At 44.5% G+C, this 22,709-nt stretch carries 29 protein-coding genes and 1 other annotated feature; of the genes, 19 read left to right on the forward strand and 10 right to left on the reverse strand.

Annotated elements, in window-relative coordinates:
- The first annotated feature begins 68 nt into the window (after positions 1-68).
- The 7 genes from AUL54_RS16340 (at position 69) to motS (ending at position 5,447) form a co-directional block, all read left to right on the forward strand.
- Entirely contained in the window at positions 69-491 is a 423-nt protein-coding gene (locus AUL54_RS16340) for a DUF948 domain-containing protein (protein ID WP_060964533.1), read from the forward strand.
- A 32-nt stretch (positions 492-523) separates the two neighbouring features.
- On the forward strand, positions 524-937 hold the full coding sequence (locus AUL54_RS16345; protein WP_003152380.1) for a YtxH domain-containing protein: 414 nt from the start codon (positions 524-526) through the stop codon (positions 935-937).
- A 25-nt stretch (positions 938-962) separates the two neighbouring features.
- Positions 963-1,289: a bacillithiol system redox-active protein YtxJ gene (gene ytxJ / locus AUL54_RS16350; RefSeq protein ID WP_045926809.1), complete on the forward strand. Its 327-nt coding sequence runs from the start codon at positions 963-965 to the stop codon at positions 1,287-1,289.
- Between the two features lie 235 nt (positions 1,290-1,524).
- Positions 1,525-2,601, forward strand: a complete 1,077-nt coding sequence (locus AUL54_RS16355) for a bifunctional 3-deoxy-7-phosphoheptulonate synthase/chorismate mutase (RefSeq protein ID WP_016938546.1) — start codon at positions 1,525-1,527, stop codon at positions 2,599-2,601.
- Between the two features lie 278 nt (positions 2,602-2,879).
- A complete protein-coding gene (gene ccpA / locus AUL54_RS16360) occupies positions 2,880-3,884 on the forward strand; it encodes a catabolite control protein A (RefSeq protein WP_060964534.1) in 1,005 nt (334 codons plus the stop codon).
- A gap of 68 nt (positions 3,885-3,952) precedes the next feature.
- Positions 3,953-4,768 (forward strand): flagellar motor protein MotP, encoded by an 816-nt coding sequence (gene motP, locus AUL54_RS16365; protein ID WP_016938548.1) that lies wholly within the window; start codon positions 3,953-3,955, stop codon positions 4,766-4,768.
- The gene (motS, locus tag AUL54_RS16370; RefSeq protein WP_060964535.1) at positions 4,758-5,447 is read left to right on the forward strand and encodes a flagellar motor protein MotS; all 690 of its coding nucleotides are present in this window, start codon (positions 4,758-4,760) and stop codon (positions 5,445-5,447) included. Before motP ends, motS begins: the two co-directional genes overlap by 11 nt.
- Before the next feature lie 11 nt (positions 5,448-5,458).
- Here motS and AUL54_RS16375 read toward each other — a convergent pair whose 3' ends face one another.
- From AUL54_RS16375 to AUL54_RS16385, 3 genes are read right to left on the reverse strand one after another with little or no spacing between them, the layout of a single operon-like run.
- A complete protein-coding gene (locus AUL54_RS16375) occupies positions 5,459-6,625 on the reverse strand; it encodes an acetoin utilization protein AcuC (RefSeq protein ID WP_016938550.1) in 1,167 nt (388 codons plus the stop codon).
- A complete protein-coding gene (locus AUL54_RS16380; protein ID WP_060964536.1) occupies positions 6,622-7,266 on the reverse strand; it encodes an acetoin utilization AcuB family protein in 645 nt (214 codons plus the stop codon). Before AUL54_RS16380 ends, AUL54_RS16375 begins: the two co-directional genes overlap by 4 nt.
- Positions 7,267-7,290: 24 nt before the next feature.
- Positions 7,291-7,923, reverse strand: coding sequence for a GNAT family N-acetyltransferase (locus AUL54_RS16385; RefSeq protein WP_060964537.1), 633 nt, complete (start codon positions 7,921-7,923; stop codon positions 7,291-7,293).
- Between the two features lie 158 nt (positions 7,924-8,081).
- On the opposite strand from AUL54_RS16385, the gene acsA reads away from it, so the two are divergent.
- The 3 genes from acsA (at position 8,082) to sr7p (ending at position 11,650) form a co-directional block, all read left to right on the forward strand.
- A complete protein-coding gene (gene acsA, locus AUL54_RS16390) occupies positions 8,082-9,800 on the forward strand; it encodes an acetate--CoA ligase (protein ID WP_060964538.1) in 1,719 nt (572 codons plus the stop codon).
- Between the two features lie 55 nt (positions 9,801-9,855).
- Positions 9,856-10,088, forward strand: a binding site (T-box leader).
- Positions 10,089-10,138: 50 nt separating this feature from the next.
- On the forward strand, positions 10,139-11,404 hold the full coding sequence (tyrS, locus tag AUL54_RS16395) for a tyrosine--tRNA ligase (protein WP_016938554.1): 1,266 nt from the start codon (positions 10,139-10,141) through the stop codon (positions 11,402-11,404).
- Between the two features lie 120 nt (positions 11,405-11,524).
- Entirely contained in the window at positions 11,525-11,650 is a 126-nt protein-coding gene (gene sr7p, locus AUL54_RS21820) for a small protein SR7P (protein ID WP_016938555.1), read from the forward strand.
- A gap of 41 nt (positions 11,651-11,691) precedes the next feature.
- On the opposite strand, the gene AUL54_RS16400 is transcribed toward sr7p, so the two are convergent.
- From AUL54_RS16400 to AUL54_RS16410, 3 genes are all read right to left on the reverse strand, one after another.
- On the reverse strand, positions 11,692-12,015 hold the full coding sequence (locus AUL54_RS16400; RefSeq protein ID WP_016938556.1) for an AzlD domain-containing protein: 324 nt from the start codon (positions 12,013-12,015) through the stop codon (positions 11,692-11,694).
- Positions 12,012-12,743 carry an AzlC family ABC transporter permease gene (locus AUL54_RS16405; RefSeq protein WP_060964539.1) on the reverse strand — a complete coding sequence of 244 codons (732 nt, stop codon included), beginning with the start codon at positions 12,741-12,743 and terminating at the stop codon, positions 12,012-12,014. The genes AUL54_RS16400 and AUL54_RS16405 overlap by 4 nt, the downstream gene beginning before the upstream one ends.
- Before the next feature lie 71 nt (positions 12,744-12,814).
- Positions 12,815-13,621 (reverse strand): TrmB family transcriptional regulator, encoded by an 807-nt coding sequence (locus AUL54_RS16410; RefSeq protein WP_016938558.1) that lies wholly within the window; start codon positions 13,619-13,621, stop codon positions 12,815-12,817.
- Positions 13,622-13,840: 219 nt separating this feature from the next.
- Between AUL54_RS16410 and AUL54_RS16415 the strand changes: the two genes are divergently transcribed.
- The 3 genes from AUL54_RS16415 to AUL54_RS16425 all read left to right on the forward strand — a co-directional run bounded on the left by AUL54_RS16415 (position 13,841) and on the right by AUL54_RS16425 (position 16,172).
- Positions 13,841-14,713: a cation diffusion facilitator family transporter gene (locus AUL54_RS16415; RefSeq protein ID WP_060964540.1), complete on the forward strand. Its 873-nt coding sequence runs from the start codon at positions 13,841-13,843 to the stop codon at positions 14,711-14,713.
- Between the two features lie 160 nt (positions 14,714-14,873).
- Positions 14,874-15,248: a CotG/ExsB N-terminal domain-containing protein gene (locus tag AUL54_RS16420; protein WP_060964541.1), complete on the forward strand. Its 375-nt coding sequence runs from the start codon at positions 14,874-14,876 to the stop codon at positions 15,246-15,248.
- Between the two features lie 168 nt (positions 15,249-15,416).
- Complete coding sequence (locus tag AUL54_RS16425) at positions 15,417-16,172, forward strand: SGNH/GDSL hydrolase family protein (RefSeq protein WP_060964542.1); 756 nt, start codon at positions 15,417-15,419, stop codon at positions 16,170-16,172.
- 15 nt (positions 16,173-16,187) lie between these two features.
- Here AUL54_RS16425 and AUL54_RS21825 read toward each other — a convergent pair whose 3' ends face one another.
- The 3 genes from AUL54_RS21825 to AUL54_RS16435 all read right to left on the reverse strand — a co-directional run bounded on the left by AUL54_RS21825 (position 16,188) and on the right by AUL54_RS16435 (position 17,380).
- Positions 16,188-16,316, reverse strand: a complete 129-nt coding sequence (locus AUL54_RS21825) for a hypothetical protein (protein WP_256076118.1) — start codon at positions 16,314-16,316, stop codon at positions 16,188-16,190.
- 146 nt (positions 16,317-16,462) lie between these two features.
- On the reverse strand, positions 16,463-16,972 hold the full coding sequence (locus AUL54_RS16430; protein ID WP_060964543.1) for a cysteine protease YraA: 510 nt from the start codon (positions 16,970-16,972) through the stop codon (positions 16,463-16,465).
- A 180-nt stretch (positions 16,973-17,152) separates the two neighbouring features.
- Positions 17,153-17,380 carry a hypothetical protein gene (locus AUL54_RS16435; RefSeq protein WP_060964544.1) on the reverse strand — a complete coding sequence of 76 codons (228 nt, stop codon included), beginning with the start codon at positions 17,378-17,380 and terminating at the stop codon, positions 17,153-17,155.
- A 246-nt stretch (positions 17,381-17,626) separates the two neighbouring features.
- Here AUL54_RS16435 and hmpA point away from each other — a divergent pair, with 246 nt between their 5' ends.
- On the forward strand, positions 17,627-18,817 hold the full coding sequence (gene hmpA / locus AUL54_RS16440; RefSeq protein WP_060964545.1) for an NO-inducible flavohemoprotein: 1,191 nt from the start codon (positions 17,627-17,629) through the stop codon (positions 18,815-18,817).
- Positions 18,818-19,385: 568 nt separating this feature from the next.
- Here the strand turns inward: hmpA and AUL54_RS21355 are convergent.
- Complete coding sequence (locus AUL54_RS21355; protein ID WP_158509235.1) at positions 19,386-19,532, reverse strand: hypothetical protein; 147 nt, start codon at positions 19,530-19,532, stop codon at positions 19,386-19,388.
- A gap of 84 nt (positions 19,533-19,616) precedes the next feature.
- Here AUL54_RS21355 and AUL54_RS16445 point away from each other — a divergent pair, with 84 nt between their 5' ends.
- The 5 genes from AUL54_RS16445 to AUL54_RS16455 all read left to right on the forward strand — a co-directional run bounded on the left by AUL54_RS16445 (position 19,617) and on the right by AUL54_RS16455 (position 22,333).
- Complete coding sequence (locus AUL54_RS16445) at positions 19,617-20,117, forward strand: DUF4944 domain-containing protein (RefSeq protein WP_060964546.1); 501 nt, start codon at positions 19,617-19,619, stop codon at positions 20,115-20,117.
- 227 nt (positions 20,118-20,344) lie between these two features.
- Positions 20,345-20,533, forward strand: coding sequence for a hypothetical protein (locus tag AUL54_RS20855; protein ID WP_082761650.1), 189 nt, complete (start codon positions 20,345-20,347; stop codon positions 20,531-20,533).
- A gap of 133 nt (positions 20,534-20,666) precedes the next feature.
- Positions 20,667-21,185 carry a hypothetical protein gene (locus AUL54_RS16450; protein ID WP_060964547.1) on the forward strand — a complete coding sequence of 173 codons (519 nt, stop codon included), beginning with the start codon at positions 20,667-20,669 and terminating at the stop codon, positions 21,183-21,185.
- 267 nt (positions 21,186-21,452) lie between these two features.
- On the forward strand, positions 21,453-21,629 hold the full coding sequence (locus AUL54_RS21535) for a hypothetical protein (RefSeq protein ID WP_017418372.1): 177 nt from the start codon (positions 21,453-21,455) through the stop codon (positions 21,627-21,629).
- A 23-nt stretch (positions 21,630-21,652) separates the two neighbouring features.
- Positions 21,653-22,333: a hypothetical protein gene (locus tag AUL54_RS16455; protein ID WP_060964548.1), complete on the forward strand. Its 681-nt coding sequence runs from the start codon at positions 21,653-21,655 to the stop codon at positions 22,331-22,333.
- Positions 22,334-22,709: the final 376 nt, after the last annotated feature.

A 22,709-nucleotide genomic window follows, 5' to 3' on the forward strand; every position in this document is an offset into this window, starting at 1 on the left:
TTTCATATATGTTTATCATTTTAATAATTGGGTATATACCATTATATCCTGCAATAAGGAGGTATTAGATGATTATCATTCTTTACTTAAGCGTCGCACTCATTGCCGTAGCATTTCTCATCCTCGTCATTTATCTGTCCAAAACATTAAAGTCTGTGCAGATGACCTTAACAAACGTAGCGTCGACTTTAGACGGCCTTGAAGGGCAGATGAAGGGCATTACCGCAGAGACAACCGAGCTGTTACATAAGACAAACCGTCTCGCGGAAGACATTCAGGAAAAATCACAGAAATTAAATACGGTTGTCCATGCTGTGCAGGAAGTGGGAACTTCCGTCCAGCAGTTTAATACATCCATAAAGCAGGCAGCCGGTTCCGTTTCGGCCTCTGTCAGAGAGAACCAGGATAAGATCAGTCAGGTTGTCACCTGGAGCCAGGCCGCTATGGAAATATGGGACAAGTGGAAGCAAAAGAAAAAAACATCGCTTTAATCATAAGAAAAATCCACTAAGGAGGAATCATAATGAGCAAAGATGGAATCAATAGTAAGGATTTTTTAATCGGAACGCTGATCGGGGGGATTATCGGCGCGACAACGGCTTTGTTTCTGGCGCCTAAATCAGGCAAGGAGCTGCGCGACGATCTCGGCAGCCAGGCTTCCGCATTGAAGGATAAGACGGACAGAATGACGGCCGACGCGAAAGAAAAAGGCTCTCAATATGTCAGCATCGCCAAGGACAAAACATCTAACATCACCCAGCTGGTAGCTGATCAGTCAGGCCAGATTATGAATAAAGTGAAGGATTTAAAAGACCGTTCTAAGAGCACACTAACCGAGAAAGCCGAAGAGACGAGAAGCGAAATGCAGGACACGGCCCAAAGCATCAAAGCCGAAGCGGAAGATGCAGGGGAAAAAGCCGGTCAGGCAAATCGCTGATCTTCAATAAGGAGAGATAACAGACATGACAAAGCAGCTGATATCGTCAGAAGAAGAGTTCAAAAATGCCGCTGAGAAAGAAAGCACGTTCGTGTTTTTGAAACACAGCACAACCTGCCCGATCAGCCAAGCGGCGTTTCAGGAGTTTGACGCGTTTGCATCAGAGCATTCAGAAGTGCCTTCTTATTATCTGCAGGTGCAGGACAGCCGGCCGCTTTCAAACTATATCGCCGAGACCTACGGTGTGAAACATGAAAGCCCGCAAGTATTCGTCATTACAAACGGCGAAGTGAAATGGCATGCGTCTCATTCCCAAATCACAAAAAACGCAATAGAGCAGCACCTTTCATAATTTACTGACCGCCGGATGATACCGGCGGTTTTTTTTGAAAAAAACTATTGATCATTTCAGCCATATCATGTAGGATATCAATATACACTACTTCAACGCATGAAAGCTTAAAAGCGTTTTTGTGATAAAGTAAAATGTGAAGAAATTTATTGTTTCATATTCCTATTTTCGCATAACTGTAGTAAGATGCATGTTAACCATTAAAATAAAACATAGCATAGAAGGGATGAAAAAGATGAGCAACAAGGAATTAGAGAGCCTAAGACAGCAGGCAGACGCACTAAACTTACAAATCCTTAAATTAATCAATGAACGCGGAGCCGTTGTAAAAGAAATCGGTAAAGCCAAAGAAGCACAGGGTGTCAACCGATTTGACCCCGTCAGAGAGCGTACAATGCTTAACCGCATTATTGAAAGCAATGACGGCCCGTTTGAAAACTCAACAATCCAGCATATTTTCAAAGAAATTTTCAAAGCCGGCCTTGAGCTTCAAGAAGAGGATCACAGCAAAGCGTTGCTCGTCTCCCGGAAGAAAAAAGCAGAAGATACGATCGTTGACATTAAAGGCGAAAAAGTCGGTGACGGCGATCAGAGATTCATCGTCGGCCCTTGTGCCGTAGAAAGCTATGAGCAGGTTGCGGAAGTAGCGGCCGCTGCGAAAAAACAAGGCATTAAAATCCTGCGCGGAGGTGCGTTCAAACCCCGCACAAGCCCGTATGATTTCCAAGGTCTCGGCGTAGAAGGCCTGCAAATCCTCAAACGCGTCGCTGATGAATATGACCTCGCGGTGATCAGTGAAATCGTTACGCCTGCCCACATTGAGCAAGCGATTGATTACATTGACGTCATTCAGATCGGCGCACGTAACATGCAAAACTTTGAATTACTGAAAGCCGCCGGTTCGGTTAAAAAGCCGGTATTGCTAAAACGCGGTCTTGCCGCAACGATTTCAGAGTTCATCAATGCAGCTGAATACATCATGTCACAAGGAAACGACCAAATCATTCTTTGTGAGCGCGGAATCAGAACGTACGAAACAGCAACGAGAAACACGCTTGACATTTCTGCCGTGCCGATTTTGAAACAGGAAACTCACTTGCCGGTGTTTGTTGACGTCACACATTCAACAGGCCGCCGCGATCTCCTGCTTCCGACAGCAAAAGCAGCGCTTGCGATCGGCGCTGACGGCGTGATGGCCGAAGTTCACCCTGATCCTTCCGTTGCCCTTTCAGACTCTGCGCAGCAGATGGATATACCTGAATTCGAGAAATGGCTGAACGAATTAAAGCCGATGGTGAAAGTAAAAGCATAATAAAGTGTTCCGTTCTTTAAGGGCCGCCTCGTGCGGCCCTTTTTCGTTTCTTCATTTTATTTAATTATAAAATGGAAGTGAACGTTTTCATCACTGGGAAAAACGTGTATAATTTCATGAGAAGTATTTAAATTTGATGAATAATGAAAAATAATGTACACTACTGACTTACGCTTACAACCATAAACGACAGAATGCGAAAACGCACGACATTTCTTTACATAAAGTGTTTATGCTATAGATAAGGATAAGTGTATCCAGTAAAAGGAGTGGTTTCAGTGAGCAACATTACGATATACGACGTGGCCAGAGAAGCAAATGTCAGCATGGCGACTGTTTCCCGCGTCGTAAACGGCAATCCGAATGTAAAACCGACGACCAGAAAAAAAGTATTGGAAGCCATTGACCGGCTCGGCTACCGCCCGAACGCGGTGGCAAGAGGACTGGCAAGCAAAAAAACGACAACGGTCGGCGTCATCATCCCTGATATCTCAAGCATTTTCTACTCGGAACTTGCCCGGGGAATTGAAGATATCGCGACGATGTACAAATATAATATTATTTTAAGCAACTCGGACCAAAATCTCGAGAAGGAACTGCACCTGTTAAACACGATGCTCGGCAAACAAGTGGACGGTATCGTATTTATGGGCGGAAACATTACGGACGAGCATGTCGAAGAATTTAAGCGCTCTCCTGTGCCGATCGTATTGGCGGCATCAGTGGAAGAACAGGGTGAGACGCCTTCTGTCGCCATTGATTATGAACAGGCGATTTATGATGCCGTTAAGCTTTACATTGAAAAAGGGCATCGCGATATCGCATTTGTCTCCGGACCGATGGCAGAGCCGATCAACCGCTCGAAAAAACTGCAAGGGTACAGACGGGCGCTTGAAGAAGCGGGCATCCCGTTTAATGAGCAGTTCGTAGCGGAAGGCGATTACACCTATGATTCCGGAATGGAGGCGCTTCAAAGCTTAATGGGCCTTGAGCGGAAGCCGACGGCAATCCTTTCTGCAACGGATGAAATGGCGCTCGGCATTATTCATGCGGCTCAGGATCAAGGTCTGTCGATTCCTGACGATCTTGATATTATCGGTTTTGACAATACGAGATTGAGCCTGATGGTCCGCCCTCAGCTTTCCACAGTCGTGCAGCCTACTTACGATATCGGAGCCGTGGCGATGAGGCTTTTGACAAAACTGATGAACAAAGAGCCGGTTGAAGAGCATATCGTTGAGCTGCCTCACCGCATCGAATTAAGACAATCAACAAAGTCATAAAAAAACGGAAAAGCAAGCTTCACTCTGAGGAGTGGAATCTTGCTTTTTTACTTGAGTAAGGAGAAGATATGAAACGTTTTGATTATCTGACACCCGTTGGATTTATGTTAGGATGTATTATTGTCGCAATCGGAATTCTCTCAGGAACGGGACTTGCGGGAATCAGTTCATTTTTAGATCTGACTTCTTTTTTAATCGTCACAGGCGGCCTTGCCGCGGCGGTCTTTATCAGCTTTCCGCCTCGGGATTTAAAGAAAACCCCTTCTGTTTTAAAACAGGTATTTTCCCGTCAGGATGACAATGTGAAGGACCTTGTCAGAGTATTCGTCAGCCTTGCGGAGCAGGCGCGAAGACAGGGGCTGTTGTCTCTGGAGGACCGGGCGCGCGAGATTAAGGATCCGTTTTTGAAAAAAGGGCTTTTGCTTGCGATTGACGGCTGGGACGAAGAAACGATCCGGCTGGTGATGGATTCTGAGATCGCCGCGATGGAAGAACGACACAGAAAAGGAAGACGCGTTTTTGAAAAAGCTGGTGATTTCGCGCCCGCCTGGGGAATGATCGGGACGCTTGTCGGACTCGTGCTCATGCTTAAAAATTTAAATGACCCGCATACCCTCGGGCCGAACATGGCTGTTGCGCTATTGACGACGCTGTACGGCGCGCTGCTTGCCAATCTCGTGTTTATCCCTATCGCGGCAAAGCTTGAAGAAAAAACGGAAAGTGAAATTTTCATCAAACAGGTTATGATCGAAGGGGTTGTCGGCATCCAATCGGGAAAAAATCCCCGCAACCTCGAAAGTCAGCTCGTCGTTTTCAGCTCAAGAGAAGACTGGCGTAAAGAGCAGCCTGCGAACAAGAAAAAGGGCGCTGTCCATGAAGCTTAGAAGAGAGCGTTTTGAAAGAAGAAACAAACCGGAACATTCCGGCGGTTCACCAAGATGGATGGTGACGTTCGCTGACTTGATCACGCTCATTCTTGTGTTCTTTATATTGCTTTTTTCCATGTCGCAAATAGACGCGGAAAAATTTCAATCAGCCGTTTCATCGATTCATACAAACGGCAGCGGAGGTGAACCGGCGTCATCAGACAAAGCAAACGAAAATAAAGAACAGGATTTGCTGCTGCAGAACGTGAAAACATACATAAAATCGCACCATTTGAGTTCCAAATTAACGGCGAAGCGCGATGAGCGCGGAGTGGTTCTTGTGCTGCAGGAGGCCGTTCTGTTTCAGACAGGAAAAGCGGATGTGCTGAAAAACGCCGAGCCAGTCCTGCATCAGATCGCAGTGCTTTTGAAAACAATTCCGAATGACATTCAAGTGGAAGGCCATACGGACAGCCGCCGGATTTCCACCTATCAATTCCCGTCGAACTGGGAGCTATCGTCTGCAAGAGCGGCGAGTGTGATCCGGTATTTTACCGCGAAAGAAGACTTTTCCACAAAACGGTTTATTTCAGTCGGATACGCGGATACGAAACCTGTGAAGGACAACAAAAGCCCCGGTCATATGAATGAGAACCGCCGTGTGGAAATTGTCATAAAAAAAACGACCTCCTCGTAAGGGTCGTTTTTTTATTTTGTTTTATACCTCTGTTCAGACCGGATGGCAAAAAGCGCTTTTTCCACGGTTTGGGCGTTTTTTTCTGATATTTCTTCTTTTCGGGGAATCGGAGGATATAATTGTTCAGGGTCACTCCAAAACGCGGGCAGGGTATAGGGCGAGTGTTTCTGCCATTTATGAATCCACTCCTGCGGTATGCGCTCCCCGGGATCAATCCCTTTCATCTCAAGCCATATGCGGCTCCATGCTCTCGGGACGACTCGCCAAATATCGTATCCGCCTCCGCCGACCGCGATCCATCTGCCGCTGCAATGTTGATGCGCTAATGAGTGAGCGAGCCGGGGGATCTCCTGATAGATGGAGATGGTAGTGGACAGGTGTGTCAATGGGTCGTAATAATGGGCGTCCGCTCCGTTCTGTGTCAGGATTACATCCGGCTTAAAAAAAGCCGCGATTTCTGAAGCGGCCGTTTTGTAAGCGTGAAGAAAGGAATCGTCCTCTGTGAAAGCGTCCAGCGGAATGTTAAAAGAATAGCCGTAGCCTTGCCCGCTTCCTTTTTCCAGTACCTGTCCCGTCCCGGGAAATAAATAACGCCCGGTTTCGTGAAATGAAACTGTGCAGACATCTGACCTGTCGTAAAACGTAAATTGAACGCCGTCGCCGTGATGAGCGTCGGTATCAATGTATAACACCTTTGCCCCGTAGTTTTTCTGAATGTATTGGATGGCCACGGCGCTGTCATTATAAATACAAAAGCCCGATGCCCTGCCGCGGAAGCCGTGGTGAAGGCCCCCGCCTAAATTGCAGGCATGCCTCGCCTGTCCCGTCATGACATAATCTGCCGCTGTTAAAGTGCCGCCCACCAGAAGCGACGCGGCTTCATGCATGCCGGCAAAAACTGGGGTGTCTTCCGTTCCTAGCCCGTAGCTTTCTCCTTCTGCGGCAGGAAGCCGGCCCGCCCCCGCTAGTTCAACCGCCTGTATGTAATCCTCTGTATGAACGAGTGCCAGCTCTTCTTTAGAAGCCATGCGCGGAGCGGCGATATCTCCCTCTTCAAACGCGTCCGCCGCCTGAAGCAGCTCGTATGTCAAAAGCACTCGCTGCTGATTAAACGGGTGATCCTGATGAAATTGATACGTCTGATAAGAAGGCGAGTAAACAAAAACGCTGTCTCTCATAACTGATCCCTCAATTGTTTCGGCCATAAGACATTATACCCGGCTTCATGAACGCTGCGGATAAAAGGGAGCGGATTCATCGTCTTCACCCGGAAGACGAGTATATTTGCTCCGGCGGAATCATGGGGATAGACGAGCACGCTCAAGATTTGCAGCTGAAGATCGCGGCACATGCAGCTGAGATCAGCAAGGCTTTTGGTCATATCCGTCACCAGAATTTCCACTTGTGATCCCGGCTGGGCTGCGCCTGTCAGGCTGACAAAGGTCCGGAGTACATCGGTTTTGGTTAAAATGCCCGTCAGCTTATGATTTACCGTAATCGGCAGACATCCGATGCCATGCTCATAGAAAGAAGCCGATATTTCCTCTACGAAATCAAGCGGATGGGCGCAGATGACATTCCGTTTCATAATGGTTTCCACTTTGTTTGTCAGAAACGCGACGCGGTCTTCTTGTTCAAAGCTGCCCGGGCCCGCCTGTTTAATGTCTCTGTCTGTGACGATGCCGGCAACGTGCAGTTCTTCGTCGATGACAGGGAGATGGCGGATATGATATGCCTTCATTTTATGTACGGCTGTTTCTATGGAGTCGTTTTTTGTGACGGTGATGACGTCCCGTTTCATGATTTGTTCTGCAATCATCTTTTTATCCCCTTTGTATGTCAGTCAATACATAAATCGCTGATAAAAACGAAGTCTGTCGAACTGTTCAATTGACGCCTGACTGACGTGCCTGCCGATGCGGGCCATCAGACAATTGGCCGGATGAGAGCTGATTTCCGGTTCATCCGTTGCAAACCAGACAAGACCTCCGGCATTCATCATCTTTTCCATGATCTTTCTGTACTCCCACACGTCTTTTTTCATCCCTTTTAAATCCCAATGCCAGTAATATTCTGTCGTCATGATGATGTACCGTTCCATCTGTTCATCCATCATGCTGACAGTCAGCAAAGTTTTTCCGACAGAACAGCCTCTGTAGCCGGGAGCGACCTCGATCGCCCCGAGTTCAAGGAGATCTTCCATATTTCCGTCAGACCACCGTTCAAGCGGATCAGGATATAAATACGTCACATAGCCGATAATCGTCTCTCCGTCCCTGGCGATGATGATCCGCCCTTCGGGAAGCCCGGCTATTTCGACTAACGCTTTGTGCTGTTCATGAGGAAGGCGAAAGGCTGTCAGGCCTTCATGAAACTCATACTGTGCTAAGTCCTCTGGAGGAACAGGCCCTTCTATCAAAAGAGGGCCGGCTGCTGTCTGAATAGATGAAGAATGGTACGTTTTATGATGTTTCACTGATTCACCGCCTGTCGGTTCTTAATAAAAACACATCTCCTTTAAGCATAACAAAATATAAAGCGTTTTCAATAGTACGGCAATTTATATTTTAAAAATTGAGAAAACTGTGAACATCTACTATAATTAGTCTATAGATAAGCAAAGGGGGATGTTGCATGAATTTGAAAACGTTGCCAGCGGAAAAGGGGAATTATCATCTGCAAAATTATGAGGAAACATACCGCAGCTTCGATTGGAAAGAAGTCGAGACGGAGTTTTTCTGGCATCAGACCGGAAAGCTGAATGCCGCGTACGAAGCGATTGACCGTCATGCCGAATCATTTCGCAAAAACAAAGTAGCGTTGTATTACAAGGACGCAAACCGGGAAGAAAAATACACGTTTAAAGAAATGATGGAGGAATCGAACCGGGCGGGAAATGTGCTGAGACGGTATGGAAACGTAGAAAAAGGGGACCGCGTTTTCATTTTCATGCCGCGTTCGCCGGAGCTTTATTTTATCATGCTCGGCGCAATTAAAATCGGTGCGATTGCCGGCCCTTTATTTGAAGCGTTTATGGAAGGCGCCGTCAAAGACCGCCTGTTGAACAGCCAGGCCAAGGTTGTCGTAACAACACCTGAACTGGCTGAACGGATTCCGGCGGACAGCCTGCCCGACCTGGAGCATATCTTCATTGTCGGCGGCAGTAAAGAAATCGGAGATAAAATCATCCATTATGATAAAGCGGCTGAAGGAGAAAGCACGAGACTTGATATTGAATGGATGGACAGAAGAGACGGATACCTGCTTCACTATACATCAGGATCAACAGGAACGCCTAAAGGTGTGCTTCACGTTCATGAAGCCATGATTCAGCAATACCAGACCGGCAAGTGGGTGCTTGATCTTAAAGAGGACGATATATATTGGTGCACGGCGGACCCGGGCTGGGTGACCGGGACGGTGTACGGGATTTTTGCGCCGTGGCTGAACGGAGCGGCGAATGTGATCGTCGGCGGCAGATTCAGTCCGGAAAACTGGTACGGCACGATTGAAAAGCTTGGTGTCAGCGTCTGGTACAGCGCTCCGACGGCTTTCAGAATGCTTATGGGCGCCGGAGATGAAATGGCGTCCAAATTTGATCTTACTTCACTTCGTCACGTCCTGAGTGTCGGAGAACCTTTAAACCCGGAGGTCATTAAGTGGGGACATAAAGTATTCGGCAAGCGCATTCACGATACGTGGTGGATGACGGAAACAGGCGGGCAGCTTATCTGCAATTATCCGTGCATGGAGATCAAGCCGGGTTCAATGGGGAAACCGATTCCGGGAGTGGAAGCGGCGATCGTTGACAACCAAGGGAATGAGCTTCCGCCGTACCGAATGGGGAACCTCGCCATTAAAAAGGGCTGGCCGTCCATGATGGATTCCATTTGGAATAACAAAGAAAAATATGAATCTTATTTCATGCCGGGCGGCTGGTATGTTTCCGGAGATTCAGCTTATATGGATGAAGACGGTTATTTTTGGTTCCAAGGCAGAGTCGATGATGTCATCATGACATCCGGCGAGCGCGTCGGCCCGTTTGAAGTCGAAAGCAAACTTGTGGAACATCCGGCGATTGCCGAAGCCGGTGTTATCGGAAAGCCGGACCCTGTCCGGGGAGAAATTATTAAAGCATTTATCGCGCTTAGAGAAGGGCATGAGCCATCCGATCAGCTGAAGGAGGACATTCGCCTTTTTGTAAAACAAGGGCTGGCCGCCCATGCCGCACCGCGGGAAATTGAATTCAAAGATAAACTTCCGAAAACACGGAGCGGAAAAATCATGAGACGTGTGCTGAAGGCGTGGGAGCTGGACCTGCCGGCAGGCGACCTGTCCACAATGGAAGATTAAAGAGACGGCGTTGACATGACATCTTATTTATGTTAAAAATGAGTAAGCTTCATACGAAAAGGTTTTGATTGAGACAAGTAGGATATCTGATTGTTCCAGAGAGCTGATGGCCGGTGAAAATCAGCACATAAGATATGCCGAATACACTCATGAACCGCTTTTGCGAACAAAGCCCTTCCAAGGCTTTCAGTAGTGGAAGAACGGACACGGTCCGTTATCAAAAAGAGTGATAAAAGCTTTTTTATGCTTTTATTAGTAGGGTGGTACCGCGATTATATCGTCCCTTCGTTTTAAACGAAGGGGCGTTTTTTATTTCCATAAACAAAGGAGCAGACAAAATGACTAACTTATTAGAAGATTTATCATTCCGCGGCTTAATCCAGCAAATGACGGATGAAGAAGGACTGAATAAACAGCTGAACGAAGAAAAAATCCGTTTATACTCAGGGTTCGACCCGACGGCGGACAGCCTGCACATCGGTCACCTTCTGCCGATATTGACACTGCGCCGTTTCCAGCTTGCAGGCCACCATCCGATTGCGCTTGTAGGCGGAGCGACGGGGCTGATCGGCGATCCGAGCGGTAAAAAAGCGGAGCGTACGTTAAATACTCAGGATATCGTTGTCGAATGGTCGCAAAAAATTAAAAATCAGCTTTCCCGATTTTTAGATTTCGATGCAGGAGAAAACCCAGCCGTCATAGCGAACAACTTTGACTGGATCGGAAAAATGAGCATCATTGATTTTCTCCGCGACGTCGGAAAGAACTTCGGAATCAACTACATGCTTGCGAAAGATACTGTAAGCTCAAGAATTGAAACCGGAATTTCTTACACGGAATTCAGCTACATGATCCTGCAATCCTACGATTTTCTGAATCTGTACAGAGAAAAGAACTGCAAACTCCAAATCGGAGGCAGTGACCAGTGGGGCAACATCACGGCAGGTCTTGAACTGATCAGAAAATCGGAAGAAGAAGGGGCGAAAGCGTTCGGCCTTACCATTCCGCTCGTCACAAAAGCTGACGGCACGAAATTCGGCAAAACAGAAGGCGGCGCGATTTGGCTTGATAAAGAAAAGACATCGCCGTATGAATTCTACCAATTCTGGATCAATACAGATGACCGTGACGTCGTCAAATATTTAAAATACTTTACTTTCTTATCAAAAGAGGAAATTGAAGCTTATGCTGAAAAAGCCGAGACGGCTCCAGAGAAAAGGGAAGCGCAGAAACGCCTTGCTGAAGAAGTGACTGTACTTGTACACGGCCGTGAAGCGTTTGAGCAGGCCGTTCATATTTCTCAGGCGCTGTTCAGCGGCAATATTAAAGAGCTTTCCGCTCAAGACGTCAAGGTAGGTTTTAAAGACGTGCCTTCACTTGAAAAAGACCGCTCTGAAGAACTGTCTTTAGTAGACGTGCTTGTGGAATCTAAGTTGTCGCCTTCAAAACGGCAGGCCCGCGAAGACATTCAAAACGGGGCTGTTTACATTAACGGAGAGCGCCAGACGGATATCGGTCATCTGCTGACGGCGGAAGACCGCATCGAAGATCAATTTACCGTACTGCGCCGCGGAAAGAAAAAATACTTCTTGATCACATACTGAAAATAAAGAGCAGTCCGGCCGCTCAATGCGGCAGGCTGCTTTTTTTATGTTTTGCGAATACTGCACCGGGAAATGAGTACAGTACATAGTATAAGCAAAACAGGGAAGGGGCGCTGCGCCGTGAATTTCATGTTTACCATTGCGAAAGAAAGATTGCAGCGGGATCATTGGGAACAGCAGCAAAGCATGAACGCCGAAGTCAAAGCCGAAGAAACTGAGGCGGAAGAAGAAAATCCGACCTCATAAAACAAAAGCCTCCATTCCCAAGGGATGGAGGCTTTTGTTTGTCACCATATCAGTCTGACGGCGGCCATCAGCACGACGCCTGTAATGACCGTGATGGATAAGCTTTTCGTCCGCATCGCGCAAAGCAATGTCGGGATGAGGACGATCATTGCTTTCCAATCAAAGGTCAAAGTGCTGTTTGTTTTTACGATCATGCTTTCCGTTACCAAGGCGGTCAAAATGCAAAGCGGAATAAAGGAGAGCCACTTTAAAGCCAATTCCGGCATCTGAATGTTCCGGACAAATATAAACGGAACAATGCGCGGCACAAGCGTAACAATCATGCAGCCGAGTATAATCCAGATCATTTGCGTGCTGATGCTCATTTGTCCGTCACCACCCCGATTGTTGCCACAATTACGGTTGAGACGATGACCGCGATGTGTGACGGGACGAAATACGATAACAAGATCATAAAAATGATCATATAGAGAATAAGGGAGAGGCTGTGTTTCAGCTTTTCCGACGCGGACGACTGCAATTGCAGCACCAAAAGCGCCGCAAACATAGCGGGCAAAGCAAAGTCCAGACCGAGGGCGTAAGGATCAGATATCCATTGTCCGAGAAGCCCGCCCATCACACAAGAAATAATCCAGCACGCATAGGCGGTTATATTGAGGCCGTTCATCCACTTATCGTACAGCTTGCCGTTCTGAACCGCCTTGTTCACCGCTACCCCGAAAGATTCATCAGTAAGCAAAGCACCGAAGCCGATATTCTTCACCAAAGAGTATTTTGTGAAATAAGGCGCGATGGTCAGACTCAGGAGCAGGTGCCGCAGATTGACGATGAACGTCGTTAAAATAATGGCGGAAGTCGGACTCCCGGAAACAAGGAGTGAGCAAATAATAAATTGGGCGGCGCCGGCATAGACCAGCAAGGATAACAAACAAATTTCAAGAATACTGAGGTGTGAGGCAACGCCAACAATGCCAAAAGCAAAACCGACACTCATATAGCCCAGCAGTGTAGGCACACAATCCCGCACCCCCTGTAAAAACGTATCGTTCATTTCCCGGGAAACGGCTGTTTTTTGCACTTCTGTCTGAATCATTTTTATACTCCTTCCTTAGAGATTATAATGATAACGACTAATGAAAAAATCAAAGAAAATACGGTTCACATTTAAATGAACCGATTTCCGGTGACGACATGAAATAAAGAATGGTTTTGTTTCATCAGACCTTCAACTTTTTCAGCTCCGACTTCTTTCACAAGCTCCGCAAACATCAGGTCATGCCTCATATATTCCATGGCCACGAGAACGAGAGCGGGATCTTCTGTTTTAATGGCCCAGGCATTCGTCTGCGGGGAAAAATTGGCGATTAAGACTTCTTTATTATCCCGTGCTGCTATCGTTAATCTTCCGCCCATGCGTTTTTCCGCCACTTCAGGAGACATATTATGATGTGTCGTATTTCCGAGCTTCACTTCCGGAGGGCCGAACACAATCGAAAAGACGGGCAATTTTTCGGCGGCGCGTTTGTTAACGGCCTCTTGAATAAAGGGAATCTGCTGTTCCCAGACAGACAGCCACAATTCTTCCTCGGCTTTTTCAATCATATCCTTCAATTCATTGATGACATGATCATTTGTGCTGATGCGGCGGATGACATTCATCTCCTGCTCGCTTTCAAGCGCCAATAATTTCTCTTCAAGATAGCCGAAGGAGCTCTCGAAGTCATGCCGCAGCCGGTCGATTAATTCCTTTCCGGCCAGCGGGGCATATGTAACCGGATCAGACGGCACAATATGGACAGCGCCTTTATCAACTAATTTACCCAATACTTCATAGATCATTGAGCGGGGGACGCCTGACCTTTTACTGATTTCATATCCGGTAACAGGCGAGTGTTTCAACAAGCCGATATATGCTTTGCATTCGTATTGAGAAAATCCGAATTTCTGCAGTTCTTTCAGAACGTCCTCCATAAACATCCTCCATAGTGGTTATTCATGAAACTACTATAATGTAAGCGGTTGTATGTTGTCAATGGGACTTGAGTGCTGAAAGAACGATTCGCTTGTGTTTCCGCTTTCCAACTTATTTTAGGGCGAGTTACTTGTATGGCTCTTGTGAAAAACGTTGCCGTAGACCCACACGGATGCCGTTTGGTACGATAAATTCAAGAAGTCAAAATGAGGAGGATCATGGTGGAAAACACCTCTAAAATCGCTTTTTTATCAGTGATAAGCAATTCTCTGGTCGTCATGCTCAAAATAGCGGTAGGCATGGTAACCGGGTCTGTCGCAATACTTTCCGAAGCCATTCATTCTTTTTTAGATCTGATCGCCGCCTTCATCGCTTTTATTTCCGTCAGGATTTCAAAAAAGCCGGCTGATACAGGGCATCCGTACGGCCATGGAAAGGTCGAGAATCTGTCCGGAACGATCGAAACAATGCTGATTTTTGCGGCGGGGATTTGGATGATATATGAATGCGTTCAAAAACTGGTAAACCCGGAGCCTGTTCATCTGCCGGTATTGGGAATCGTTGTGATGCTTGCGGGAGCTCTCATTAATTTGATCGTCTCGAAATTAGTAAAAAGAGAAGCTGTAAAGGTTAATTCCGTGGCAATGAAATCAAATGCCCTGCACTTACTGACTGACGTGTACACCTCATTAGGCGTAGCGGCAAGCCTTTTGGTCGTTACATTAACGAAGTGGTACATACTTGATCCGATCATAGGTATGGTGCTGGCGGTGTATATCATATATGAAGCGTTTAAGTTAATGAAAGAAGCATTTCCGCCGCTGATTGACACCCGTTTGTCAGCAGAGGAAGAAAAAACAATTTTAAAGATTATCGAAACATTCCATCACGAATTTATTGAAATTCACGATTTTCGCACAAGGCGGTCCGGCCCGCAGGAGTATATTGATTTTCACATGGTCGTGGCGTCTCACGTGACGATTAAAGATGTGCATGACTTGTGTGACCGCATTGAAAGGGATATTACGGATGAATTTAAACAAGCACAGGTGATGATTCATGCCGAGCCGGAGAGTGAAAGGAAGAAATAAATCAGTTCTTGTATTTTGCGTTTTAACCAGAAAGGCCCGTTTATACGGGTCTTTTTGTTATGTAAATGACTATTTCTATCACGGATTGAGAGAGAAGCTTATACAAGAGAGGCGTTCATTTCATACGTTATGGTGTAAAGAAAGAGGGAGGTGAATACGATTGAACGCTATTTCTGTTAAAGAAATTGAACATGGAGTCGCCGTTGCTCATAGAGAAGGTTTAGGGGAGTATTTGCACCAAGAACCGGTTTCTGGAAAAAGCAAGCGCCGTTCACGCAGCAAAAAACGGACACGCCGGACACATCGTTCACGCAGCCAAAAACGGACGCACCGGACACACCGTTCACGCAGTAAAAAACGGACGCACCGGACACACCGTTCGCGCAGCAAAAAACGGACGCACCGGACACACCGCTCACGCAGCAAAAAACGGACACACCGGACACACCGCTCACGCAGCAAAAAACGGACACATCGCACAAGACGGTCCCAAAAGAAACGCCGCTCTTCCCGCAAACGCTGTTTTAAATGCTGACTGTAGAAACGATGATAGATGATCTGCTATAATGGCAATAAAGGGACTGCATAAAAACTCCAGTATTACCTGCGGACACTGAACTGACAACATGACGCTGTTTGTTCGTGTCCGTTTTTGATTTTTGAACAACATGCCGTAGGGTAAAACAGGAAGGGATGACGCCGAATGAAGCTGAATGAGGAAATGTATCAAGACTCTGAAGGAAAAACAATCTATTCGCAGGATATCAGCAGCAAGCTTTTGCATATCACGGACAGCGGGCATATCAGCGTTGACTTCATCAGCATAAGCAGGCTGCGGAAGGCTTCGAAAATCGCGATCTTAGGTGACAGCGTCGCCCGGGGGCTGCGTGCGAAATACAGCTTTGGTGACATTCTGAAAGACCGGACAAACGCCGAAATCACCAATCTGTCTGTCAGCGGCGTCAATATGAGCAACAACGGAAACGATAACATTTATCAGCAATCGCTTAAAACGTCGGGACAAGATGTCATTATCGTGCAGGGAACAGATGATGATTGGTGCGGCCACATCCCCATCGGCACAGATGAAAAAGATATCACTTCATTTTACGGAGGTTTCTGCCAAGTCATTCAGCAGCTCCGCAGCAGAAATAAAGGCACGAGCATCATTGCAGTAACCCCGACGAAACAAGCGAAAATGTCAAATGGAAAAATCGTCCGCCGTGATACTGATAAAAATAAACTGGGTTTGAAGCTGGCTGACTATGTGAAAGCCCAGAAAGAAGCCTGTACCCTGCTTTCTGTACCGTATGCCGACCTATTTGATACAGATCTCATCGACCCGTATAATCCCGCTTTCCGTAAAATGTGCATGTCAGAAGGCCTTCATCCGAACGAGACAGGGCATCAAATCATCTTTCAGGAAATCTGCCGAAATTTTTATTATTATTACGGATGAAACAGAACTGAAAGGTTATTTTCGGCTTTTCTCTTCTAAAAGCTCAATCATTCTTTGAGATGCACGCCGTTGCGCTCTTAAAAGCGAGACGATATTTCCGGTAAAACCGATTAAAATGATAAGCAGAAAAATGATTATCCACATAAGCGAACCTCCCGTCGAGTGTTGAAAAACCCACTCTTTATTTTACTTATTATGGATGAGGAAGAGAATAGGTCTAACTATTGGTGTTTCTTTATAAACCCATAAAAAAATGCACAGACTGAACTGGTCTGTGCATTTTTATTTGCTTATTTCAGCAGATTCAATGATTCGCGATTAAAGGCTTCCAAATCGTCAGGTGTTCTGCTTGTTACGATGTTATGGCTGACAACGACTTCTTCATCTTTATAATTGGCGCCGGCATTGATTAAGTCTTTGCGGATGCTGCGGTATCCCGTGATATCTTTCCCTTTCAGAAGGTCGGTATCAATCAGCAGCTGCGGGCCGTGGCAGATCGCAAAAACGGGTTTCTGATTTTCCACGAATGCTTTAGTAAATTCACCCGGGCGATCATCTCCGCGAAGCAGATCCGGTGAAAAGCCTCCAGGGATTAATAACGCATCGAATTCCTTGGCGTCTGCGTCTGAAATCGCTTGATCGATCTTAACTTTCTCACCGTGCTTGCCCGTCACTTCTTTCCCTGCTTCCAAATCTATTGTCACCACGCTGTGGCCTGCTTCTTTAAATGCTTCTGCCGGGCTTGTATATTCAATATCCTCGAATTGGTCTGTTATCAGAACTGCGATTTTTTTGCTCATATGTCATGCCTCCTGTGTAGTTTGTATATGACAAGGATATCAGGCAGATCGCTCTCTCTCAACGTATTTGCTTGGAGATAAAGCATAAAAAAGACCCCTCTGAAAAAGAGGAGCCAAAAGGTACGGAGGCCTGCTGAAACTTGCGTGTTTAACCTGAGATAAGGCAAGAAATCGAACCGATTACTTTTTGTGTCTTTTTTTATGCTTTTTACATCCGCATTTCCCGGGATCGCCCGGATCAATAACCTCATGAATTGTTTCTTCTTGATATACGTGGCGGGGAACATAACGGATATGCTCTCTTTTAATGTGTTTGATGGGATGGACGTAAACCACTTCTTTGTCAGTATACGTGTCAGTCACAATATACTTAGGGTCACAGTAATATACTTTCGATTTTTTACCCATTCATCTCACCTCCCGTACTTTATTAAATGCTGACAAGGGGGATTTTGCATCGGACAAGTACACCACGGCAAGTCCACATTTTTGCAGTTTGCAATAAGGAGCGGATAGTATCTGTATGGTTTTTCCTGAATTCGCTTTAAATTGGGATGGTTAATGCTTTTTAATCAGGGAAATTTATAAAAAAGAATTCAACATAATTCTTTTCTCAGTTCAACGAGATGCTGACATCTTTGGAGGGATTTCTGAATGCTCGATGAAAAAACAATTGAAATCGTTAAAAGCACAGTGCCGGTCTTGGAAGAGCACGGTGAAGAAATCACAGGACGATTTTATGACCTGCTGTTTCAGCATCACCCTGAGCTGCTGAATGTCTTTAATCAGACGAATCAAAAGAAAAAAACCCAGCGTACAGCTTTGTCGAATGCTGTGATCGCGGCCGCCGCCAATATTGACCGCTTGGAAAACATCGTTCCCGTCGTTAAACAAATCAGTCAAAAACACCGGAGTATCGGAGTTAAGCCCGAGCATTATCCAATCGTTGGCAAGTACTTGTTAATCGCGATAAAGGATGTGTTAAAAGACGGGGCTTCCCCTGAGGTCATTCAGGCATGGGAAAAAGCATACGGCGTCATTGCAGACGCATTTATCGGTATTGAGAAGGAAATGTATGAACAAGCGGAAACACAAAAAGGCGGCTGGAAAGACTATAAGGCGTTTAAAATTGATAAAAAAGTAAAAGAAAGCAAAGAGATCATGTCTTTTTATTTAAAACCGGAAGACGGACAAGTTCTCCCCGAATTCAAAGCGGGACAATATATCAGTGTAAAAGTATACATTCCGGATACGGGTTATACACATATCCGCCAGTACAGCTTGTCCGATGTGTCCGGTAAGGATTATTACCGGATTTCCGTTAAAAAAGAAGGGGTTGTTTCCTCATATCTGCATGACCAATTACACGAAAAGGATTCAATTGAGATCAGCGCTCCGGCCGGAGACTTCGTATTAGACCCTGATTCCAAAAAGAATCTGGTTCTCATCAGTGCCGGTGTCGGAATTACCCCGATGATCAGCATGTTAAAGACGGTTGCCAAAACCCAGCCGCAGCGAAATGTTCTCTTTATCCATGCGGCAAGGAGCGGCGAGTATCATGCGCTGCGGCATGAAGCTGAAGAAGCCGCTGAACACTCATCCGTTGCCACCGTCTTTATTTACAGCGACCCGTCCGAACAAGACCGCTCAGAAAACATTCATTTTCGGGAAGGCCGGATTGACAAACAGCTGTTAGAAGAAGTGATGACAGAAAAAGATGCTGATTTTTATCTATGCGGATCACCATCATTCATTAAGGCAATGAAAAAGCTGATTTCCGAATTCAATGCACCGCCGGAATCGATTCACTATGAATTATTCGAACCGCAGCTCAGTATGGTGTGATGAAAGAAGGAAGGACGAGGATTTTAATGTATGAAGCACCCGGATTGGGTGCTTTTTTTATTCTCTTGCAAGGAAGGTTCCGCTGCCCACATACAGGGAAACAAAGATACAAATCAGGGTAAGGTCACCCGCATTAAATGGGATGGAGGTGAATTGTCTTATTGAATATAAGTCCAAGACGGAAAGCCTGTTGGCGCTGAGGAGGAAATAGCGTGAAAATAGGGAGCGTCTTATCAGCAGAAAAAAAGCCATGTGCAGTATGCAATAGAAGAAATAGGGAAAGCAGGATGAGTCCCTGCTTTCTCTATTTCTTCGTGATTCCGTAATATAAAATCACTATCTCGCCAATGGCAAGTACTATACGAATGATAATTAATTTGGATTGCAGCATACTATACGTTAAATCTCACTCAAACAGACTGGTTTGAAAGCACCAAAAAGAATATTTGCACACAGAATATTCCTCTTTCTACATCATAATAGATAGTATTCAATAACTCATCTCTAATTTTTTTTAGAAAAAAAAGAACCAGTCATGCATCAGCAACTCGTTCAATTTTTGTTATGATCAGAATGATTTTAAGTACTTTTGTACTTCAGTTTCCCCTTGTTTAACTGTTAAATTCTCATTTGTGGCTTCAACTGCTTGAGCATTATTAAGAAAAGTAAAACTCAAAACTGATGTTACTAAAAGACTCATTGCAACTTTTTTCATTTGTTTCTCCTTTTTTGTATTTATGGTACTATTATATATTAATTACTTTTAAAGGGAAATCAATACATTTTTTGGAGGTTGTTTATGAAGGACGAGTATAAAAGGCCCGTTTTATTTACAGTTTCTGCTTTGGTGATCATTTTCCTAGTGTTTTTTTCATTAAAAATCTATAACCATTACAATCTCGAATATCCTAACTGGGAAGGTAAAAGTAAGGATCATAACTGGGAGGTGGTCTTTAAAAAGAATGAAGATGCTCCAAAGGAGTTCAGTGGGGAGATCCTTTGGATTGGCGATAAAGATAAAACTGATAAAACTTATATAGAATCCATAACAATAATGAAAGATAATAAAACACTTCTTGATTCTTCAGATTTTAACAGCGATATCCCTATGAAAGATTATTCAGGTGGCACCTCTAGCGACGGATCAGCTAAAGAAAAATCATTTTCATTTTTAGAACGCTTAGAAGAATCTGATCTAAAAAGATCTAAGATAACGGTTCAAGTGAAATGGAAACAAGATAACCAATCATTCAGTACGGAAAAGTTCGTTCTTTCAAAGAAAACTATATTTAATCACTAAATTTATTGAGTTTATTCTAACCAGTTCTTAATCTGAACTGGGAGAAGATTTAATTAAATAAGTCCAAGACGGAAAGCCTGCGGACACTGATCATTGTACAGATTTACTGTGCTCTGATTGGTGCCCGTTTTTTGTTTCCCGAAAGCGGCAAAGAAATGCTTATATAAATGCATAGGTTTCAATCTGAGGGCATTTCCCAAAAGGCGGGGAAATGGGGGTGGCAAAGGATGAAACGTGCCGGGATCGGCGATGTGATAAGAGAAGAATATAAATGCCCTTGTGGAAGTGGGCAAGTAGTTTACGGAAAAGAAAATATTCCCAGTTCCAGAAGTATCGAGATTAATTGTTACTGTAAGCAATGTAATGAAAAATACGATTTCGGTAGAGGAACGGCAACATTAAAAAATAATTATTAGTTTGAATTGCGCTCCTTCGGGAGGGCTTTTTTATGTTCTCTGTAAACTGCGTCCGGTAAATCGTTCGACAAAATTCGTGAATGGTTCCATTATCATACTCTTTTACCGATAATATCAGGGAGGAGATGATATTATGAGCACAGATATAATAGTTGCTATAATAAACGGCTTGGTGACAATTTTAGTCGGAATTATTACAGCTCGTGTTGCTTATTTAGGCTCAATGAGAGGTGCAAAGCTTCAAATTGAAAAGGCCAATGCGGATGCCGAGAGAGTTAAGAAGGAAGAAGAGGAATTAGCCAAGAAATTTATAAAGTCATTCCTATACATGGAAATAACGGAAAATATAAAAAAGATTAGTCCGCAACAAATTAGATCAATTAGGGAGCGGGCAGAAGACAAATTAAGTGTATCAACTTATTTAGAAATAAAACCCAAACTTAGCTTTGACACTTACAATGAAGTAAGACATACACTCAATAAAATTAACGATGTTTTGTTTGTTGCCGAAGTCCTTAGAATTTATAAATGTTTTAAAATTTTGAAGGACAATGGCAAACTGAATGATAAAAGCGTAGTAGCAGCAGGAGAAATATATGATGCATTGCAACATTGGATTAAAAAGTTACACATTGAGGAGCATCTTGAATAGAGATGCTTTTTTGCTTCCGGTAAATCAGTCATTGGTATTTACTGATTTTGTTTCCATGTAGTTAATAAGAATCATTTATTATGCTCTACCATTTTTCCGCCTCTAATAATGTGTTAACATGTTTTTTATAAATCAGTATCTTTACAGCTAGTACAAGAAAAAACAAATTGTTAGAAAGTTGTAAGTAGACAAAATATTTCATGTTTTATAAAATGTGGGTGTACTTAAAAACAAGCACCCGGAATTATGCAGATTGGAGAAATCAAAATGACTAATAAGAAAATTATCTTTGACATTATTATGTACATTATTTTTGGTGGGGTAAGTGTTTACTTATTTTCGCAAACTAATTTTGGAACAGGTGCGTTGATTTGTATTATCGTGATTTATCTTGCTGTTATCGCGTATAAAGTCAAACAGTTAGTCAGTCGGGCTGATTCTTAGGGTGCGTTAAGGGGGATTAGTAAGTGAACAGGAAAAAAATTTTGACCGGGGTTTTGGCTGCGTCAATCGCTTCAGGTACAGTTTTACCAACAAGTTCTGCGTTTGCTAAAAGCATTCAAGCACCTTCCTATGAACAGTTAAATAAGGATTTTAAAATCACAAGTGAAGTAATTAAGGATGACGGTAAACTAGTGGAGATTCAATACGCTAAACAAGGTGAGAAACACAAAGCTGTGCTTAATGCAAAAGATCATACTGTTAAAGTTGACGGTGAAGTACAAAAAGGTTTGAACTATGATTTTGATGAAAAGAAAGCAGAGATAGCAAATGGCACTCAAAATTCATCAGCGACAGATACATTCACAACAATGGCCGCGAAACCAAAGGCAGGATATAAGTATGTTGGAACGGTGTCTGGCCATACAAAAGAGTCTAAAAATGCAATCACCTTAGTGGGATCTTTATTTGGAACAATTCCTGGGCTTGGTTGGGGTGCTAAGGCTGCAGGTGTCTTGTTTGCTTACTGGACTAAAGAACGAATCCCTGATGCTTATTACAAATATGATTTGTATGAAAAAGGTGCAATGACTAACTCATGGTATCAATATACTACAACTCAATTTTTTGAAGATAAAGCACATAAAAAGCCGATGGGTAAACCTTGGACAAGCAGCCCAACAAAAATCGACTTGCCTAATAGCTAACTGGGAAAGCAGGTGTTTAAGCCTGCTTTTTTATATTCTCTGTAAACTGCTTCCAATAAATCTCGGAAATACGAATGGCGGTTAACAGTCTGAGGACGGGGGCGGTTTAGAAAGAATATATTGGAGGGAGTACATGGAGACAATTAGTCAAGCCTTTGAGGAATGAGGAAAGAATCTAAGCTGGGCGGCTGAAAGGATGTCAACGCCCAAACGGCTATCCATAGAAGCTTTTTTATGTTGATAGAGCATGCATGGAAACAATTTATGCGCATCGATTTGAGACGTCATGGTTTATTTCGCTCACGTGCTTCTGTTTATCGTGTGTAGTCTGTTCAGGTAAATCAGAAAAGGAATAAGCATGGCAAGGCAACGTGAC

It is taken from the genome of Bacillus sp. SDLI1 (assembly GCF_001553895.1).
Classification (GTDB): domain Bacteria; phylum Bacillota; class Bacilli; order Bacillales; family Bacillaceae; genus Bacillus; species Bacillus siamensis.

Coding starts and splice junctions, on each gene's coding strand:
- AUL54_RS20855 (WP_082761650.1), top strand. CDS start 20,345: ATGAAACGTGCCGGGATCGGCGATGTGATAAGAGAAGAATATAAATGC.
- AUL54_RS16345 (WP_003152380.1), top strand. CDS start 524: ATGAGCAAAGATGGAATCAATAGTAAGGATTTTTTAATCGGAACGCTG.
- hmpA (WP_060964545.1), top strand. CDS start 17,627: ATGCTCGATGAAAAAACAATTGAAATCGTTAAAAGCACAGTGCCGGTC.
- AUL54_RS16355 (WP_016938546.1), top strand. CDS start 1,525: ATGAGCAACAAGGAATTAGAGAGCCTAAGACAGCAGGCAGACGCACTA.
- ytxJ (WP_045926809.1), top strand. CDS start 963: ATGACAAAGCAGCTGATATCGTCAGAAGAAGAGTTCAAAAATGCCGCT.
- acsA (WP_060964538.1), top strand. CDS start 8,082: ATGAATTTGAAAACGTTGCCAGCGGAAAAGGGGAATTATCATCTGCAA.
- AUL54_RS16435 (WP_060964544.1), bottom strand. CDS start 17,380: ATGGGTAAAAAATCGAAAGTATATTACTGTGACCCTAAGTATATTGTG.
- AUL54_RS21825 (WP_256076118.1), bottom strand. CDS start 16,316: ATGTGGATAATCATTTTTCTGCTTATCATTTTAATCGGTTTTACCGGA.
- AUL54_RS16340 (WP_060964533.1), top strand. CDS start 69: ATGATTATCATTCTTTACTTAAGCGTCGCACTCATTGCCGTAGCATTT.
- motP (WP_016938548.1), top strand. CDS start 3,953: ATGAAACGTTTTGATTATCTGACACCCGTTGGATTTATGTTAGGATGT.
- AUL54_RS16445 (WP_060964546.1), top strand. CDS start 19,617: ATGAAGGACGAGTATAAAAGGCCCGTTTTATTTACAGTTTCTGCTTTG.
- tyrS (WP_016938554.1), top strand. CDS start 10,139: ATGACTAACTTATTAGAAGATTTATCATTCCGCGGCTTAATCCAGCAA.
- AUL54_RS21535 (WP_017418372.1), top strand. CDS start 21,453: ATGACTAATAAGAAAATTATCTTTGACATTATTATGTACATTATTTTT.
- AUL54_RS16375 (WP_016938550.1), bottom strand. CDS start 6,625: ATGAGAGACAGCGTTTTTGTTTACTCGCCTTCTTATCAGACGTATCAA.
- AUL54_RS16400 (WP_016938556.1), bottom strand. CDS start 12,015: ATGAGCATCAGCACGCAAATGATCTGGATTATACTCGGCTGCATGATT.
- motS (WP_060964535.1), top strand. CDS start 4,758: ATGAAGCTTAGAAGAGAGCGTTTTGAAAGAAGAAACAAACCGGAACAT.
- AUL54_RS16410 (WP_016938558.1), bottom strand. CDS start 13,621: ATGGAGGACGTTCTGAAAGAACTGCAGAAATTCGGATTTTCTCAATAC.
- AUL54_RS16415 (WP_060964540.1), top strand. CDS start 13,841: ATGGTGGAAAACACCTCTAAAATCGCTTTTTTATCAGTGATAAGCAAT.
- AUL54_RS16405 (WP_060964539.1), bottom strand. CDS start 12,743: ATGATTCAGACAGAAGTGCAAAAAACAGCCGTTTCCCGGGAAATGAAC.
- AUL54_RS16430 (WP_060964543.1), bottom strand. CDS start 16,972: ATGAGCAAAAAAATCGCAGTTCTGATAACAGACCAATTCGAGGATATT.
- AUL54_RS16380 (WP_060964536.1), bottom strand. CDS start 7,266: ATGATTGCAGAACAAATCATGAAACGGGACGTCATCACCGTCACAAAA.
- AUL54_RS16425 (WP_060964542.1), top strand. CDS start 15,417: ATGAAGCTGAATGAGGAAATGTATCAAGACTCTGAAGGAAAAACAATC.
- AUL54_RS21355 (WP_158509235.1), bottom strand. CDS start 19,532: ATGAAAAAAGTTGCAATGAGTCTTTTAGTAACATCAGTTTTGAGTTTT.
- AUL54_RS16450 (WP_060964547.1), top strand. CDS start 20,667: ATGAGCACAGATATAATAGTTGCTATAATAAACGGCTTGGTGACAATT.